The sequence below is a fragment of the Gracilibacillus sp. JCM 18966 genome (assembly GCF_055392695.1).
Genome location: NZ_AP043883.1, coordinates 2,318,182 through 2,336,339, shown reverse-complemented (window position 1 = coordinate 2,336,339; position 18,158 = coordinate 2,318,182). Strand labels below are relative to the sequence as shown.

Below are 18,158 nucleotides of genomic sequence, written 5' to 3'. Positions count from 1 at the left end.
AAGCATAGAGATGCGTTTCCTCTATGCTTTCTTCAGAAGGCCTTCCTAAAAACAAGAATTATTCCCCAGTGATTCCAGATCGTTCAATACTTTCTACAAAGGATCGTTGAACAAACAGATAAAGTATCATTATTGGCAGAATAGTCAGCATGACTGCTGCCATTATCTGATTTATTTTCGTAGGTGCAAGTCCTAGTGCATCACTAGCTGTAATTTGATTGGAGACCTGAGCTAACCCCTCCTGATTTGCACTTCCATTAAAAGTGGCTAGGTTTTGAGCAAGATTAAAAAAGTCAGGTACTAGCAAGTACATATTTGGTTGAAAAACATCATTCCAATTCCACACAACCGAGAACAGAAAAACAACTAACATTGCTGGTTTCGCTAAAGGGAACATAATCCTCCAATATATTCGATAAGGTCCTGCACCGTCTATTCTTGCAGCTTCCACCAATACATTCGGTAAACCTCGATAGAATTGGATAAAAATCAACACAAATAATGCTCCCTTTAAACCAAACCCAAATAATGATGGGAATATAAATGGGTACAAAGTATTTATCCATCCTAAATCACTAAAAAAGGTGTAAAGTGGAACAACAATCGTATGTGGAGGCACCAGAAATGTAAAAATTAATAATGCCATCCAGAGACCCTTTCCAGGAAATTTATATCGAGCAAATCCATACCCTATAAAGGAACAGCTTATAATTTGAAATAGAGCACTACCAAATGAAATTAAGACACTATTTAACAGTCCATTCCAGTAGTTAATCGCATTAAATGCTATCGCATAATTCTCCAAAGTAAATACTTTTGGGATCCATTGTATCGTTGCATCTGCAACATCTTGAGATCGCATTAACGATTCTGAAATCATATATAATAATGGATATACAAATACGAAGGATAAGCAAAATAACATCGCATAATGAAAAACTTTACCTAAGACTAATTTCACTCGTCTCGCCAGATAGATTGCACTATGATATTTCTTCTTTTGTTTTTGAATAGACTGAATAAGCGGTAAATTCATAAAATTTAACCTCCTTTCATAATTCTCTCATTGACTTTCTAAAGATAAGTAAAACAATACCAAGTACGATAAAAATGGTAATAAAGTACAACCAACCGATAGCTGAACCATATCCGTAATCGTTTGAAACAAAAACAACATGTAACAAATGATTCATCAAGACATTATCAGGCTTCGTAAAGGAATTTACTATACTGTACAATGTATTGACTAGAATCATTGGCATAAGCATTGGGAATGTAATTTTCCAAAAAAGTTCCCAGCTTGTTGCACCATCGATAGTGGCCGCTTCATATAATGATCTTGGTATCGTTTGTAATCCCGCAAGAAATATGAGAATTTGTACACCAGAATCCCACATTACAAGTGTTAAAGAGTCTGCATATTTTAATAGTACATCCAGAATATCTTCTGGAATAAAATTGTTGAGAACACGATATAAATCATAATCATAAAAGATTGGTAAATTAGCAGCACCCTGCTCTAGTAATTTTCGAAGTGCTGCTCCAGAGGCAATAATTACTGGAAGGAAAAATATTCCTCTAAAAAAAGTTTTTCCTACCATATTACGACTCAATAATAAGGCACTAACAATCGCAAAAATTAAAATGAGTGGCACTTGTGTTACCATACTTGTAAGTGTTTCCAATAATAAAGGCAAGAAGTGGATATCTGTTGTAAAAGCTTCTCTAAAATTGTTTAGACCAATAAATGATGCCTTAAGTCCTCCTTTGGATGGATTCATTTCATTAAATGAGTAAAAGAGTGAACGACCTAAAGGAACTGCCATAAAAAGGAAGAATCCGATAATCCATATAGATACAAATGAATATCCTTCAAGTACGTTTCTTGCTTTCATTGATAATTTCATACTTAATTATTCTCCCCTTTCACTAAAGCATAACTGTTACCTTTTATGTCCACTCCATCTAGCTTCACCACTTCACGACCATAATTAACAATTACTTGATTACCGTTAGCATAAGTAGTCCTGAAGAGCTCTTGATCTAATTGCTCATGATTTACAATAGCTTGATTGTATATGCCCTCATAAATATCAGCATATTTTTCATATTCTTCTATTGATTCTTCAAACCAATAATCAAATTCTGAACTGAATAACCGATCCTCCATTGTTCTTTGTAAATCACTTGAAGGTGCATAGGTTAATTCAAAGCTTGGTAATGCACCATATTCTAAAGCTTTTAAAAATTGATATTTCTGATCATCTCTTAGATTTGATGGTTCTGCAGTATAAGGTATTAATCCGTGAATTGCTATTTGATAGAATGGTATTGACCTATCAGCAAAAACAAAATGGCTAGAATCTAAAGGAATATTCTTAATGACATCTATTTTTCCTAAAGTATATGCTAAGCCATAATCAACACTAATTTTATCTACTTTTTGACCTAGTGTTTCTAAAGAATCTTTCCACACCTTTGTAGATTGATCACGACTGACAAAATGATTTGAATCTTGATCTGAGTACAACATTTCCCCAAGATATTCCAAATGTACACCTGTTATATTCAGATCGCTGAAATCGTCCATCTCTTTTTTTATATACTCCAATGCCTTATCCGGCTTCAATAAGTTGAAGAATTCGTCTGAGTTGCTGTACCTGCTTGATACAAACCAGTTTGGACTAGTCATTACTTCTCGATTTATTCCTCTTATTGTATCCCTGCGAATATTAAATCCATCACTTTTTTGAAAAGGTCTTACATAATTCGTTTGTAAGTACAGTGAAACTCCTTTTTTGTTAGCATATTTTATTAATTTTTCCAACTCTTTTTTACCGCCAAGTTTTCCTTCGATAGGGAAATGCTTTGGTTGATTGCCATACAAACCATCTTTGCCCCAGCCATTTAGAGTAATTTCCAGATGTTTAATTCCCTTATTCTTATAGTCATCAATTATCGATCTTACTTGTTCAAATGTCGTCATCTCAATGAATGTAGAGCCTAGTATTTCATCTCTTTTAATTCCCCCGAGAATCTCTACATGTAAAGGGATATTTTCATCGCTTTGCTCCTTAAGACCAACATTTTCGGTTAAATAATCGCGATAAGCATGAGCCATTCCTACATAATCCGCTTTTTCATCCTCTAATAATACATACTTTACTTTTCGTTCTCCTTCAATTTTACTAGCTTGAAACAAAGGAATCTGTCCAGATGAACCGATAAATGAAATATCTTGCTTACGATATACAAATTCAACACCTGTATTATATAAAGGTATATTACGAATTCCAGCTGGGGTTACATTAACTTTCGCTGCTCCTTCACCTTCTGTAATAATTCCTAAAAATGCAGATTTGTTTTTGTAAAGACCAAATACCGGCAGTGCTATTTTTTCCATTGGTGGATCTGCACGTCGCCAGTCATCTGCCAAAACTTCACCTATCTCATCAGCAAATGCATGATCAGGGCCGTATACAGGCTGCGAATAACCACTAAAATAGACTGGATGTGTTTCCTTAAATTGCATTAACGCACCGGATCCATCCGGTATTAATACAGCACCGTTATCTGACTCTTTTGCTGAATGGAAATATGGTAATACGGATAAACTAACGAGTCTCACAGAACCTTCTTCCTTTATTGAATCAAATGGTATGTTAACTTCAAATCCATTCTCTGTAAGTCGGTATTCGATTATAAAAGACATTTTTAATTCAGACACATTAAATGTGACTCTTACTCCTTCGTCTATTAATTCTATATCTTGCTGATTACTCGAGTCTTTTAATGTATAAGTACTAGAAATACTAGCCCCATCTGTATAAGTTATATGAATTGGTGAATCCATATAGGCTTTATTATTCGGTAGCGTGTTTTTATCCACTTGAGGTGCACCAAGCCACTCCTTCTCTGTTTGTTTGTTTTTAATTCTCATGTTTCCGTTTTCTCTATCTATATACATTTCAAACATTTCATTCTCTGCAACTTTTTCTGTCGCTGTAACTGGGAATAGTTCACCACTTTCCTCCATAAGTGGCGGAGCTCCTTCGTTTGTTGGAGATTGCTCATTATTACTATTAGTCTCAGAATTTTCGGTTACGTTTTCTATTACTTCGTTTGTTTGATCGATTTCATTCTCTTTCGTTTCTTCTGCAGAGCTAGTTAATGGAAGGACACTAAATATTAACACGATAATCAGAAGCTTTATTAATGGTTGGTGTGATGATAAGTTCATTTTATAGCCACCTCCTACATGCGAAATCTTAATTCTTTCAATATGTCAAAGAAAAAATTGATAAACTGACTCATTAAACCAAACAAAAGAATCCCGATAAACCATATAATCAATACTCCTAATATCGTTATGAACGTAATCCATATTAGTTTACCAAGCTCAAAATCATGTAATATTTTCATTTTGCAAAGGATTAGCCAGCCAACCCATATATAAATTAGATTTGCCGTTGATACATATAGAAAGCTTTCATTCAATGCAATGATATTAGTAATTAACGAAAGAGGAATACTAAAAATGATGTATGGTACGAGACAATAACAAGTACCAACTAGTATTTCTTTAAATTTTCCTTCACCATCCAATATCGTACTAACACTCCAATTAGACACACACCATGTTAACAAAGGAATAAATAACCAAATGAACTCATGAAGGTATGAAATTTCATATGGCTCTCTTGACTCAAAGTGGTACCCAATTAATAGAAGGGAGGCCATTCTAACGATATAAGCTAAAAAAAGGAGTAATAACCCATCCATCCATCTTACACGTTCGGGATGCTGCAAGTCTCGAAAAAAGTCTATAGGATGCATCATTATCTGTTGCATCATCTGAAAAGTACTCAAATTACCTTCCCTCCCCTTCTATTAGCCGACTTTTTTACTATATTTTTTCTGAATATGCTTTTTCTCAATAAAGGAACTCCAATTTTAAAGAAAAGGAAAAGGAGTATAACTCCAAAAAAAATCCAAGCAAAGTTTTCTCTTGTAAATTCAACTCTATATTCCCTGAATGCCTCTGAGTAATCGGAGCGAGAATTAGCTAATTTAAAATATTCCATAGCTTCTTTATATTGCTCATTTCGGTAAAGTGCTTTGCCAATGGCTTGATAGGCAATATCATAATTACCGTTCAACTTTATAACCTGCTCCCATATTTCTCGAGCTTCTTCATATCTACCCTGTACATACAATTCTGATGCTTCATGAACTAAATTAGCAAAAGGAGTTGTTCGAAAAACATCCACCCGATTACGACCTTTATCTACTACAAATACTTCGCCCTTGGAATTCTGCTCAATACTAGAAGGCGTTGTGAATACACCATTTTGGTCCCCTAAACCACCAAATATAAATAATAAATTACCTAATCTATCATATTGATAAATCCTACTTGTTTGTAAGTTTATCGCTGTAATTAAACCATGGTCATTTACAGATAAATCGATAAAAGCAGTATTTTCAATATATGCACCATAATTTTCCAAATCGCCATATTTATTTACTTCACTATTTAAAGTGTCAACACCTACAGGGGATAATCGTTTTATTTGATTTTCATTTGTTCCAAGTGTTGTCGTGTATATAAATCCGTCTTTATCAAGATCAAGATTAGAAAAAGCAAGGGGTTGAACGGACTCTAACTTCGCCTCTTGATCTTCAGTGGCTATCAATTGTACAATTAATCTTTTCAAACTAAAACCTACATCATTTGCACCAAAGAATCCCTTAAATTCACCCTCTGGATCAATTTGCATTAAGCCTTTCGTATTCCCTTCACTCACAACAAAGAGATAATCTCGTTTATCTACCACTAACTTTGAAGGGGAGTAGGTAAAGTTCTTTCCTAATAAAGGACTTTCCGGTGCCTTCATCTCCCTTAGAAAGTTTCCATCTTTATCAAAAATAACAATTCTTTGATTTTTTGTATCTGCTACGTAAATAGTACCATCTTCTTCTTTTACATAAACTCCTTTAGGTCCATTTAACATTCCGGGTCCTTCCGTATCACCTATCGTATTAATAACTTCAAAGTTTTCATTTAGATGTACTATACGATTATTTCCAGTATCAACAACATATATCGAGTCATCCTCTGTAATAAAGATATCTTCCGGACCATTGAATGCGCCTGTAGAAAGATATGCGCCATCAATTGATTCCTCATACAAATAGCCATTAATGGACTCAATATCTCTTCCCGCATTACTCCATATATAACCTTCATAAGGTGTTTCAGCTAGCACTCGTATTGGAGTTAATAGGATTATAATTGTAATGAAGAGTACACTTAGTCTCTTAAACAATTTTCTCAACTAATATCCCTCCTATTCCTTTAGCCCCGAATGTGCCATTGTTTGTAGGACCATTTTCTGTGTAATAATAAACACAATGATAGTTGGAACAATCATAAGAAAACTTGCTGCGGCAAATGTGCCAACACGAGCAATTACTCCAGCACCACCTTGAATCGTCTGAATGGCTAATGGAAGCGTCTTCAATTCTTCTTTCGTGGTATACATCATGGAAGCATAGGGATCATTCCAAGCTTGAATAAAACTTAATAAAGCAAATGTCGCTAGAGCAGGCTTTAACAAAGGTATAATAATAGTAAATAATATACGCATTTCCGAGGCACCATCTATTCTTGCTGACTCGATTAATGAATCCGGAATTTGCTTCAGGAATTGGATCATTAAAAAGATACCGATAGGTGCTGCGAGGTAAGGTAAAATCATGGCAAAATAAGTATTCATTAACCCTGATTTACTAATCATTAAATATTGAGGTATTTGTAGCACCATCGGAGAAAACATGATAGCTGTAACAATTAAATTAAAAATAGTTTTCTTAAATGGCATATTATGTTTTGCCAATGGGTAAGCAGCCATAGCAGATATGAGCACTCCTAAACCAACAATAGACCCTGTAACAACAACGCTGTTAAATATATATCGCGAAAAGGGTACAACAGAAGTACCTGTAACCAAAAGCAAATCACGAAAATTAACGAGTGTAGGGTTTATCGGAAAAAACCTAGGTGGAAATAAAAATAGTTCACTTATCGGCTTGACTGCTGTTGAGGCCATATAAACTAGTGGTGCCAACATCAACAATCCGCCAACGGTTAAGAAAACATACAGAAACAAACCGCCCCAATCAAATTTCTTTTTCACTATTCCACGACTCATGACTTAATCCCTCCCTAACACTTTAAATACTAGCCTATTTAACCCTAGCATTAATAGAAATAGAATTACCGCAATTGCTGATGCATAACCCATCTCAAAACGAATAAACGCATAATCATGCAAATGTGCAAGTATCGTATGTCCTGCATATAGTGGACTAGGCATACCAACAAGTTGCATACTTACATCGAATACTTGTAAGGAAAACACTACCTGTAATACTGCCCCAAATAATAATTGTGGTTTGACAGATGGTAGTGTGATGTAAATTAATTCTTGCCATCGATACTTGACTCCATCAATTTTACCTGCCTCATACAATACTGTTGGGACATTTTGCAAACCTGCTAAAAAAGCTAAGAATCCAGTCCCCATACTCATCCACAGTGATACAATGATTATTACTGGAACGATTGATTCAACATTTTGCAGAAATAGGTATGGTTCATCTAGGATCCCTAATTCAATTAACCAGTGGTTGAATAAACCTTTACGATCCCCAGCAAATAAATACAACCAAACAACCGACATTGCAACAGCACTTGTAATCGATGGTGTATAAAAACAAAGGGTATAAAAAAATCGGTACTTTTGCGGAATTTGACTAATTAACCATGCTAGGAAAAAAGAGATTATATAACCTAATGGTCCAGTGATAAACGCAAATTTCAGCGTAATACCTACGGATTTCAGGAAAATATCATCATCAACAAACAATAATTTGTAGTTTGATAGACCAATAAATTCTGGAGCTTCTACAATATTGTAATAAGAAAAACTAAGTGCTACAGAAACAATAATTGGAATGATGGTGAAAAAAGTAAAAAAAAGCAGGAATGGAGAAAGCAACAGATAGGAAATCTTATTTCTTGGGAGTGTAATATTAACTGTGTAAGTAAGAAATGCGTACGGTTTCTTACTCACACAGTTTTTTATTTGGTAGAATAATAACTATAAAGCTAAAGGAGTGTTTTAAATGGGCAAACCCAAAAGAGATCCTAACTCCGTAGAATTAGCTAACAAGATTATTGAACAGTATCAACCAAAGTCTGTAGAAGATATGCAACATGCATTAAAGGACATATTCGGACCGATGTTTGAATCGATGTTAAAAGGTGAAATGAATCATCATTTGGGCTATGAATCCAATGATAAAGGAGAAAAGGAAACAAACAATAGACGGAACGGGTACGGAAAAAAGACAGTCAAAACGACTGCTGGCGAAGTGGATATTGCTGTACCTCGTGATCGTGACGGTTCATTTGAACCACACCTCATTCCCAAGCGTAAAAGAGATGTTTCTGCCATCGAGGATAAAGTCATCTCCATGTATGCAAGAGGAATGTCTCAGCGAGATATTTCATCCACGATTGAAGATATCTATGGATTCTCCGTGTCTCATGAAATGATATCCGATATTACGGATACAGTGCTTCCTGATTTAGAAGAGTGGCAAAGTCGTCCTTTAAGCAACTGTTATCCTTTTGTGTTCGTAGATTGTCTTTATACGACCGTACGTAACGACTACGAAACCAAGAAATACGCTGTTTATACCATGTTAGGCTATACCATGGAAGGAAAGAAAGACATTCTTGGTTTATGGTTAAATGAAACGGAAAGTAAGCATAAATGGATGCAAATCTTTGATGAAATAAAAGCTCGTGGTGTAGAAGATATTTTCTTTATTTCTATGGATGGAGTAAGTGGATTAGAAGATGGAGCTCGTGCCATTTTCCCACAAGTTGTCGTACAACGCTGTATGGTTCATCTCATTAGAAATTCGATTAAGTATGTTCCAAGTAAAGACTATAAAGCTTTTACTGCTGCATTAAAAAAGGTTTACGCAGCACCAAGCCTTAAAGCATGTCATAGTGCATTTGAAACCTTTCAACAACAATGGGCTACCTATCCTGGAGCAGTTGACGTTTGGAAACGAAACTTCTCCCATGTGGAACAATTATTTGATTATGGAAGTGCGATACGCAAAATTATGTACACTACGAATGCCGTAGAAAGTATACATTCCAGCTTTAGAAAAGTGACAAAAAAAGGAGCATTCCCAAACGAGAACGCCCTTCTAAAAGTATTATATTTACGAACCAAAGAACTTGAAAATAAATGGGAAGGCGGCCATATTCAACAATGGGCAATGGTCATGAATCAGCTGTTAATTCATGATCACCTTAATGAACGTGTGCTGAAGTATTTAGAATAACTTACACACTTTTCTTGACAAGCCCTATTTCTTTTTAAATTAAACCATAACAGTGCCCATTTCCCTTTAGGAGTTGGACGCACTGATTCATTAAAGATCGATGCATCTTTAAGTGTATTCATAATTATTCACCGCCTCCTCCGTCCTCAGTTCCTTCATCTACATCTAAACCAAACTCTTCACGCTTTTTACGGAGTTCCTTATTAATTTCTTTAACACCTTCTTCAACTGCTTCTCTCGGCAGTTTTCCATTTAGTACTATTTCATTCCACATGTTCGCTATATGTCTTGTTGTAAAGTAACCTCCAATTACCACTTCTCGCTCCCTAAACCATTCCCATTGCTCTAGGATTGCATTTAAATCGTCTTCATTCCAAGGCAGCCTCTCCAATGCTTCAACATTCGCAGTATTCCACCTAGCCTCAACACCAAGTAGTGCCTCTAACTCAGAGCCAAATCTCTCTTGGGAATCAGCACTAGTCCACCATTTTAAAAATTCCCAGGATTCCTCTTTCATATTTGTGTCTTTGAAAATAATTCCTGTTTGACCAAGACCACCAGTAGAACGGTTTATTTGTCCGTCTCCTTGTCTAATACCTGGCATAGGTACCATCTTCCACCAACCAGTTAATTCTGGTGCTGCGGTTGAAAGAAGAATATAAGTGGAATAATCTGCAACACCGATAGGCATTTCCCCTGATCTAAAACGATTATAAAAATCAGCTTGTTTTTCAATCTTGTAATTGGTAAACAGTTCTGTCCACATTTCCATTGCTTCTAATGCCTCAGGTGTATCTAATGCAGATTTCATCCCTGCCTCATCATATAAATCTCCACCGTGCTGGAATAAAAAAGGCGCAAATTCGTTAATTGCTTGAGTCGTATCATTAGGTGCATGCGGATAATAAAAATCCATTCCATTTTGTTGCAATAGTGGAATAATTTCCATAACCTCATCCCATGTTTCTGGTATTTCGTCCTCTGAAATACCTAGTTCTTCCATGATGTCTAAGCGATAAAAAAGCATATTAAAATTCTGATTCTCTGGTAATGCAAAATCTCCACTATTATACTTATATGGTATTAATGCACCTGGTCTAAATCGCGATGCTACCTCCTTATAGTCGGAGAATTCGTTTAAGTTAACCAGTGCATTTCTTACTGCAAAATCAATCGGCATTTCCCCTTCAACCCCAAGTGCAACATCTGGTGCAAGACCTGCAGTATTTGCTAATAACAGAACCTCCATTTTCCCTGCAGGAACTGTATTTACATTTACTTTAATACCTGTTTCAGGTGTAAATTCTTCATCAATCATTTGTTTAATAATATCTACCCAATCTCTACCCCGTGCGACCCACACGTCTAACACATCTTCACCTTCGTAGACATTTCCAATTCCACTGTAATCCTTTGTAAAAGAGCTGACTAAATCATATGCAGCTATCTTCGATTTTTCATGCCATTTTGCTGTTGCACGTTGCCACGGAACATCTGGCGACTGGATTAAAATATAATCAAGTAATAAGCTCTGCGAACTTAATCCATTCATCCAAAGTCCTAAATTAGATTGCAAATTATTAATTGTTTCAAATTGCCCAGGAATGCTGGAAGTATCTTCTGCCATACTGATAAACGTATCCCTTGCTTCATATAAGGTGTTAATGTCTGAGCTACCTTCATCCACCCCAAAGTCATACAATGCTTGGATCACATTATCCAAATTCCTCGCCATTGCATGAAGACGAGGGACTAGGTTTGGAATGCTTTCTTCTAAATTCCAATCAACATTAGGGTCGGGCTCAGTCCCTGTAACTCTGATTACCTCTCGACTTATTAGCGATAGTTTGTTAGTTGTTAAACGGACAGTATCAAGCAATTTACCTAATGCGCCTACTTGCACCTCCATTCGAATCGTATGCTTACCCTTTTCCAAATAAAATAAATACTCACCATCACCTGTTCCTAATCTCTTCATATCGAAATTCTGTTTATATTGGTAAGTCACTGCATTCATTTCTTTAAATAGTAACTCCCCATCAATCGTGATTTTTCTTTGAGTTGGGACTCCATTTAAATACCATTGTCCGTAGCGCATCCCGATATTATATAAACCGCTTTCAGGAACCTCGAATTCCCATTCTGCCCATTGTCCACCTGTTCTCCATCCTTGACCACCGAATGTATTTAGTGTGATAACATCTGGATTAAATGGTTCGGTTATTGCTTCACGGTCCTCCACTCGTTTCAGTGTAGGATCAGATCTAAGGATAGATTCTTCCGCTTGAATCTTGACTTGGATTCCTTCTGTTTCCTTGTATCCCATTTTCTTATAGTCTCGTACTACTTCTTCATAAGTTGGCAACACTATTGGTGAAAAGATCTTTATTTCTCCAATAGCAGCAGGTTCTCGAATTGCATTGATGCGAAGCGTATGCTTGCCTTTAGTTAAATAAAACCTTAGTGGTTCAGCTACTTTTGATTCAGAATCTCTTATTTCTTTGTATTGCCATCCTTGCACTTCTACTCTAGCAGGATTAAATTCATTCCCTTGATTATCAAACCAAGTTTCTTCATCTTCTTTCCACATTCGTTGAAAGGTTAATTTCTTCGCCTCAAAAAATGGATATTCTCCATCTATTTGAATACTCCTTATCACAGAGGATCGTTTTCCTTCTAATGGGTAGTAGCTCATTCCTATTTGGTAATAACCAGATTCCGGTACTTCAATCGTGTATTCCACCCAACTATTTTCTTCCATTAATGCAACTACTTCATTTGATTTTCCACCTACATCTTCTAAAACAGTTGCGTTTACTTCACTTATCTGTGTATATTCTATCGAAGGAATATTTAAATTAAATCCTTTAGTATCCTCTGCCCCATTACTATTATGGGTTTCATAGTATTCAAAAAAAGATGGTTCTAATTTATTTTGAATGTTTTCATCTTCCAAGATAGACTGAAGTTCATCCTCGTTATATTCTGGTATTCCGGCCATAACTGTGTCATCATATCCCCGATTGTTATTCCATATAACAACAAATGTAATGAGTACGGCAAAAACAATAATACTGACTAAATATCTATGGAATATCTTTAACAATTTGGTCATCCCTCCTATCTTCAAGTACAAATCAAGTGGCTGGGACAAATGGTTAGCTAAGGAAGAAAGATCCGAACGTTAATATTTGTGAACTCTAACCGCACTGTCAAAATACTTGCTTTTACCTATAGAGCATAAGTCAAAATTTCTCAAGTAAACTTTCGCAGTGTTTCCTTTACAATGAGTACGGCAGTCTGCTAACTTTTTAAGGAGAATCTTCAGCTCGTGCTGTTGCTACAGGAATCTACGCATTTTGACAGCACTCAGTCAGAAGATTGTTCGGATTCTCTCTTTCCAACTTTAGTTATAACTTAGCCCTATATACTTTAGTTCATATTCATTTCCTCTAACTGTTTTTCTATTTCAGGACCTAGCTGTTTTAGTGTATTATCCTCGATTTGTTGCAAAATTGTTTTTGAGTCAATGTTCTTATCAATAGCTTCATTTATTTTATCAATGTAAAGTGGCCATGCTGCTCCTTCTAATGGAGAAAATTTACGAACTGGAATTGCTTCATCGAGTGTGTCATAGAATTTATAGTCTTGAATTCCCCCTAAGTATTCATTAGTATGCTCCTGGAACCATGGCAGACTAGTAATGTGACTTACACCTGGTTGTACCGCTTTTTCTACATATATTTTCCAAGCCTCTTCTGCTAAAGTAATATATTCTATAAATGCCCATGCAGCTTCTTTATTCTCACTTTGTTCAGGAATAACAAACGTTGATCCACCTAGTCCGACATTAATCCCTAGAGGCATTCGGGTAACACTCCATTTTCCTGACTGATCAGGGAAAATATCTTCGAGGGCACGTGCTGCATTATTCCCCGCTGGAAATGATGCTACCTTTCCTTGATTAACTAATTGTTTTCCTTCATCACTGTATAGAATGGACATTTGTGGTGCCCAATTTAATTGAACTCCTTGCTTTACAATATCTAAAAGTTCAGCCATCCTATCATCATTACGTAAATAATTGTATTCCCTATCGAAATAGCCAACAGAATCACCATATTGAATAGCTGGGGAATCTCTCCATTCATACATGTAAATACCGTTTGCAGATAATGTCTGTGCTACTGTTAGAACATTCTCCGGATCTTGTAGGAATTCTCCTAGTTCTTCAGGATCTGTTGGAAATCCCATTTGTTCGTATATATCTGTTCTATAATAAAACACTCCTGGCACAATATCCCACGGCAATGCCAATTGTCGTGTTTCATCGTAAGATTGCCAGCGGGTCCAATTGTAATCTGAAAACAGGTCCTGGAATCTGTCAGCATTATAAGGAGGCTGAGAAACATCTACCAGCAAGCCCTCTGATTGAAATCTAGCTATTTGAAATTGTTCCATATGAGCAACGTCTGGTGCTCCTTCTCCTGCATTAATGGTAGTTTGTAAATTATCGTGTAATTCACCTAATTCCATATTGACTAATTCCACTTTTACATTGGGATATACTTTGTTAAATTCCTTGATTATATCTTCAAACATAGCATCCCAAGACCAAAAAGTTATTTCACCTGAAACACTAGAGTCATATGTATACTCTATTTCGCCTGATTCACCTTCTTTACCTTCTTCACCTACCTCATTATCAGTATCTGCTGCTGTCGGTTCTTTTGTATCTGCGCCAGAATTAATGTTACAGCCAGCTAATAAAATCATAAACAAAATAGAAAATAGAAATATTACTTTGATTTTTGTTTCCATCTAAATGATCCTCCCTAAAATTATTATATGAAAGCGTTTTACTATTCATTCAAGATACATCACTCCTTTCAAAGAAAACAAACTACTGATAAACTTACTAAGAGAAGGTTTAGATTAACTAACTTTCATTAATGTCAGCGTTTACAAATCAATACTTAATATTCTATTTCCTAAAATTAGATAATTTCTTAGGTGTGATAACGTTTACACAATTAAAAAAGAATTTGGAGTTAATGAAAAGGATCCACTCAATTTGGATTGTATTTTCATGGTGGTGAGGGACATGTATAGTTACGACAGATGGAGGTCATCTTGGAACTAGAATCAGCTCTTCTAGCCACTCATTATATGTAATCGATTACATATTTACACAAATGCAATTGTCTTTATTTCTATTGTTTCCGTATCCATTTAGGATTTGAAAAGTTCTTTCACTTCATTCACTTACCTTGTTTTTTTTATCCTAACATGCATCTATGAGATTGACAAGCTTTTTTTGTAATTTTAAAAATAATTGGATACAGCTAATTATACATATAATACATACATAGTATATGCTTTGGATGAATCTATGGTAGATAATAAATTTTTGATTTGATATAATGCGTTGAGTAGTCTTTGTTAATATAGTTTAATAATATGCTTTAAAACTCAGTATCAGAAACTATAGTGGTGAAATTAGTGCCTTACCTCGCAGTTCCTCCAACAACCAAAATGAATCAATACGAAATAGTGTTTGGCAACATATCGTATAAAAAGTGATTGGAATGGTTGAAGTTATTCGGAAAATTCTTCGAATCCTTCGAATCTAAAGGGATTAGTTATATATAAATTTTCAAGTAAGGTGGAATAGAACATGACCTATAAAAATCCTGTTATTTCCATTAAAAATACAGATCACGGAGACCCTGCTGTACTAAAATACAGCGGTGTATACTACTTATATCATACCGCTGCGAAAGAAATTCCTGTTTATTGTTCGAACAATCTTATTGATTGGGAAAAAGTTGGAATAGCTTTAAAAGCTTCGAATGGACCAAATCATTGGGCACAAATTGATTTGTGGGCACCAGAAGTTATATACGAAAATGGTAGATTTTATATGTATGTAACCGGTACAGTTATGAATGATGACGGAACAGGTAATGATAAAATTAGACGAATTGGAGTGGCAACAAGTAACTCCCCAATCGGTCCATTTCAATTAGCTAGTGAACCTTTAACAGATGAATGGTCCATTGATGCGCATCCCTTTAAGGATGAAGATGGTTCTTATTATCTGTTTTACAATGTCCGAAATAAATACACAAGAGGGCCAAATGGTGTAATTGGTACTGGAAATGTGGTGGATCGGATGACTGATTTAACTACTCTGAGTGGGAATCCTACTTTGGTTGTAAAACCAGAATATCGCTGGGAAGGAAATAAGGAAGGCACATTCTATTGGAATGAAGGACCGTTTGTAGTAAAAAAATCAGGCTTATATTACCAGATGTATAGTGCAGGATTTTTTGGAGATGATTCTTATGGTGTTTACTATGCTACGTCAGATACACCTATGGGGTCTGAAGGAATGAAGGATACAAGCTGGAAGAAATGGAGAAACGGCAAACCAGTACTTCAAACGAATGAAGCCTGTTTTGGCCCTGGACACCATGTTGTTGTCAAAGGGCCAAACGGATTAGATGATTATATTGTTTATCATGGTTTTGAACCACATGATATGAACGGAAGAAAAGTAAGGGTTGGTCGTTTAGCGTGGGATGATACCAATTTAATATTGGAGCTTCCTTCAAAAGATAAGCTGGCAAGACCTGTTTTGCCAACTTTTGATGGAAGGTTTATCGATTCGGTTACGGAGCTGAATGACAAACTAAAGAAGCACCGTTTTTTCTCCTTCCTGTTTGAGACAAATCAATCTTTTAAAGGGGAGAACGGTGTTTGTACATTATTTCAATTAGTGAATGAAATAATGACAATTGATTGGAAAATTGACATTCCGAAAAAAAAGATTTACGCTACAAATAAAGAGCAACTGCTTGCTTCTTATAACTTATCGAATATTTTTAATACGGATGTATTTCATCATATTGTTCTTATCAAAGAAAATTATGAGGTGAACCTTAAGATAGATGATATGAGTATTATTACGTTAAAAATTAATGCAAGGAATAACTTCATAAATATACATAATGGATCAAGCATAGGTACGGTTTTAACAGAAATAAAGTGAGACTATTATCTGTGGGAGTTTTCTTAAAACGAATGGTTAGCGAAATACGATAGTCTTTCCTCCCTAAATTAACGGCTGTCAGTAATCTGACAGCCGTTATAGATAATAATTTTAATTATCCATTTTTGTTTTTAACTCTTCAATCTCCGAACTAAGTTGATTAAGTACGTTGTCCTCTATTTGTTGTAAGGTTGTTTTGGAATCAATATTCTGGTCAATGGCTTCCGCAACTTTTTCAATATAAAGTGGCCATGCTTGCCCATCCAATGGAGTCAATCTTCGTACAGGAATTTGAGAAGCAATCTGATCATAGAGCTGATAAGCCTGTTGCCCACCTAAGTATGGATTTGTATGCTCTTGATACCATGGTAGACTAGTAATATGTCTCCACCCTGGCTGAACGGAATGCTCTACAAATATTTTCCAAGCCTCTTCTGCCATATTCATCCACTCTATAAATGCCCAAGCAGCTTCTTTGTTCTGACTTTGAGAGGGGATCATAAAAGATGACCCTCCCAACCCAACATACAGCCCAAGCGGCATTGTCGTAACTCTCCATTTTCCTTCTTGCTCAGGAAATATATTTTCTAGTTCCCTTGCCCCCCAGCTTCCAATTGGAAAAGAGGCAACTTTCCCTTGATTTACAAGCTGCTTCCCTTCATCTGAAGCAAGAACTGATATTTGTGGGGCCCATCCTAGTTGATGACCTCTTTTTACAAGATCTAATAATTCTGCCATTTTTTCATCATTACGAAGCCAATTATATTCACTATCAAAGTAACCAATAGCATCTCCGTATTGAACAGCAGGGGAATCTCTCCATTCAAACATATACATACCACTAGATGCTAACGTTTGCGCTGCAGTTATAACATTTTCAGGATCCTTAAGAAATTCTCCTAATGCCTCAGGTTCACTAGGAAGCCCTACCTGTTCATAAAGATCCTCACGATAGTAAAATACACCTGGCGTAACGTCCCAAGGCATTCCTAATAACCTTTCTCCATCGACTGACTTCCATCTCTCCCAATTATACTCAGATGTACCGTCTTGATAACGACTTGCATTGTATGGTGGCTGTAGTAAATCTTCTACAAGATCACCAGTTGAATACCTTGCAAATTGATTTTGTTCAACCTGTACTGCATCTGGAGCTCCTTCTCCCGCTGCAAGTGTTGTTTGTAAGGTATCATGTAAATCTCCAAACTCTAATCCAACCAATTCTACTTCAACATTCGGATAATCCTTATTAAATTCAACAATGATTTGTTCATAAATATCAGGAGTCCACGTCCAGAAGGTAACTGTACCTGAAAGGCTAGAATCATATGTTAGCTTTTCCGTTAAACTGCCTATCTCCGTTGTTTCTCCTTCTTCAGAGGTACCCTCACCATCGCTTTCTTGATTGGTCTCACCCTGTGAAGGACCACCAACTTGACTTCCGCCAATTGAACAGCCTGTCAATAATAGCATAAATAACATAAAAAACATAAGAACATAAGTATACTTTTTCAAATGTCTTCCCCCCCGTTTATTATGTCTAAGCTTTTTTAAAAGTCAAACAACCTCCTTTCAAAATGTTCTAGACTTTTATCCATTAATAAATGGAAAAATCTTAGTAATAATTTGTAATCCAACCAATAAAGTTGTAAACGTTATTTGTCAATGCTACGCT

Annotated in this window: 12 protein-coding genes; 2 read left to right on the top strand and 10 right to left on the bottom strand. The window is 35.8% G+C overall.

Annotated elements, in window-relative coordinates:
* Positions 1-58: 58 nt before the first annotated feature.
* From ACZ5N5_RS11125 to ACZ5N5_RS11095, 7 genes are read right to left on the bottom strand one after another with little or no spacing between them, the layout of a single operon-like run.
* Positions 59-1,036 (bottom strand): carbohydrate ABC transporter permease, encoded by a 978-nt coding sequence (locus ACZ5N5_RS11125; RefSeq protein WP_464372501.1) that lies wholly within the window; start codon positions 1,034-1,036, stop codon positions 59-61.
* Between the two features lie 16 nt (positions 1,037-1,052).
* Positions 1,053-1,907, bottom strand: a complete 855-nt coding sequence (locus tag ACZ5N5_RS11120) for a carbohydrate ABC transporter permease (protein ID WP_464372500.1) — start codon at positions 1,905-1,907, stop codon at positions 1,053-1,055.
* 2 nt (positions 1,908-1,909) lie between these two features.
* Entirely contained in the window at positions 1,910-4,240 is a 2,331-nt protein-coding gene (locus ACZ5N5_RS11115) for a DUF5696 domain-containing protein (RefSeq protein ID WP_464372499.1), read from the bottom strand.
* 14 nt (positions 4,241-4,254) lie between these two features.
* The gene (locus ACZ5N5_RS11110; RefSeq protein ID WP_464372498.1) at positions 4,255-4,869 is read right to left on the bottom strand and encodes a Yip1 family protein; all 615 of its coding nucleotides are present in this window, start codon (positions 4,867-4,869) and stop codon (positions 4,255-4,257) included.
* Positions 4,866-6,338: a hypothetical protein gene (locus tag ACZ5N5_RS11105; protein ID WP_464372497.1), complete on the bottom strand. Its 1,473-nt coding sequence runs from the start codon at positions 6,336-6,338 to the stop codon at positions 4,866-4,868. The genes ACZ5N5_RS11110 and ACZ5N5_RS11105 overlap by 4 nt, the downstream gene beginning before the upstream one ends.
* 12 nt (positions 6,339-6,350) lie before the next feature.
* Positions 6,351-7,214: a carbohydrate ABC transporter permease gene (locus tag ACZ5N5_RS11100; RefSeq protein ID WP_464372496.1), complete on the bottom strand. Its 864-nt coding sequence runs from the start codon at positions 7,212-7,214 to the stop codon at positions 6,351-6,353.
* A 3-nt stretch (positions 7,215-7,217) separates the two neighbouring features.
* Positions 7,218-8,138 (bottom strand): carbohydrate ABC transporter permease, encoded by a 921-nt coding sequence (locus ACZ5N5_RS11095; protein WP_464372495.1) that lies wholly within the window; start codon positions 8,136-8,138, stop codon positions 7,218-7,220.
* Positions 8,139-8,190: 52 nt separating this feature from the next.
* Between ACZ5N5_RS11095 and ACZ5N5_RS11090 the strand changes: the two genes are divergently transcribed.
* Entirely contained in the window at positions 8,191-9,429 is a 1,239-nt protein-coding gene (locus tag ACZ5N5_RS11090) for an IS256 family transposase (protein ID WP_464372494.1), read from the top strand.
* A gap of 124 nt (positions 9,430-9,553) precedes the next feature.
* Here the strand turns inward: ACZ5N5_RS11090 and ACZ5N5_RS11085 are convergent, their stop codons facing one another.
* Together ACZ5N5_RS11085 and ACZ5N5_RS11080 are read right to left on the bottom strand one after the other, a co-directional pair.
* The gene (locus ACZ5N5_RS11085; RefSeq protein ID WP_464372493.1) at positions 9,554-12,535 is read right to left on the bottom strand and encodes an extracellular solute-binding protein; all 2,982 of its coding nucleotides are present in this window, start codon (positions 12,533-12,535) and stop codon (positions 9,554-9,556) included.
* A gap of 326 nt (positions 12,536-12,861) precedes the next feature.
* Positions 12,862-14,250, bottom strand: coding sequence for an ABC transporter substrate-binding protein (locus ACZ5N5_RS11080; protein ID WP_054787369.1), 1,389 nt, complete (start codon positions 14,248-14,250; stop codon positions 12,862-12,864).
* Between the two features lie 856 nt (positions 14,251-15,106).
* Here ACZ5N5_RS11080 and ACZ5N5_RS11075 point away from each other — a divergent pair.
* The gene (locus tag ACZ5N5_RS11075) at positions 15,107-16,483 is read left to right on the top strand and encodes a glycoside hydrolase family 43 protein (RefSeq protein WP_464372492.1); all 1,377 of its coding nucleotides are present in this window, start codon (positions 15,107-15,109) and stop codon (positions 16,481-16,483) included.
* A gap of 111 nt (positions 16,484-16,594) precedes the next feature.
* On the opposite strand, the gene ACZ5N5_RS11070 is transcribed toward ACZ5N5_RS11075, so the two are convergent.
* A complete protein-coding gene (locus ACZ5N5_RS11070) occupies positions 16,595-17,998 on the bottom strand; it encodes an ABC transporter substrate-binding protein (RefSeq protein ID WP_464372491.1) in 1,404 nt (467 codons plus the stop codon).
* Positions 17,999-18,158 lie beyond the last annotated feature (160 nt).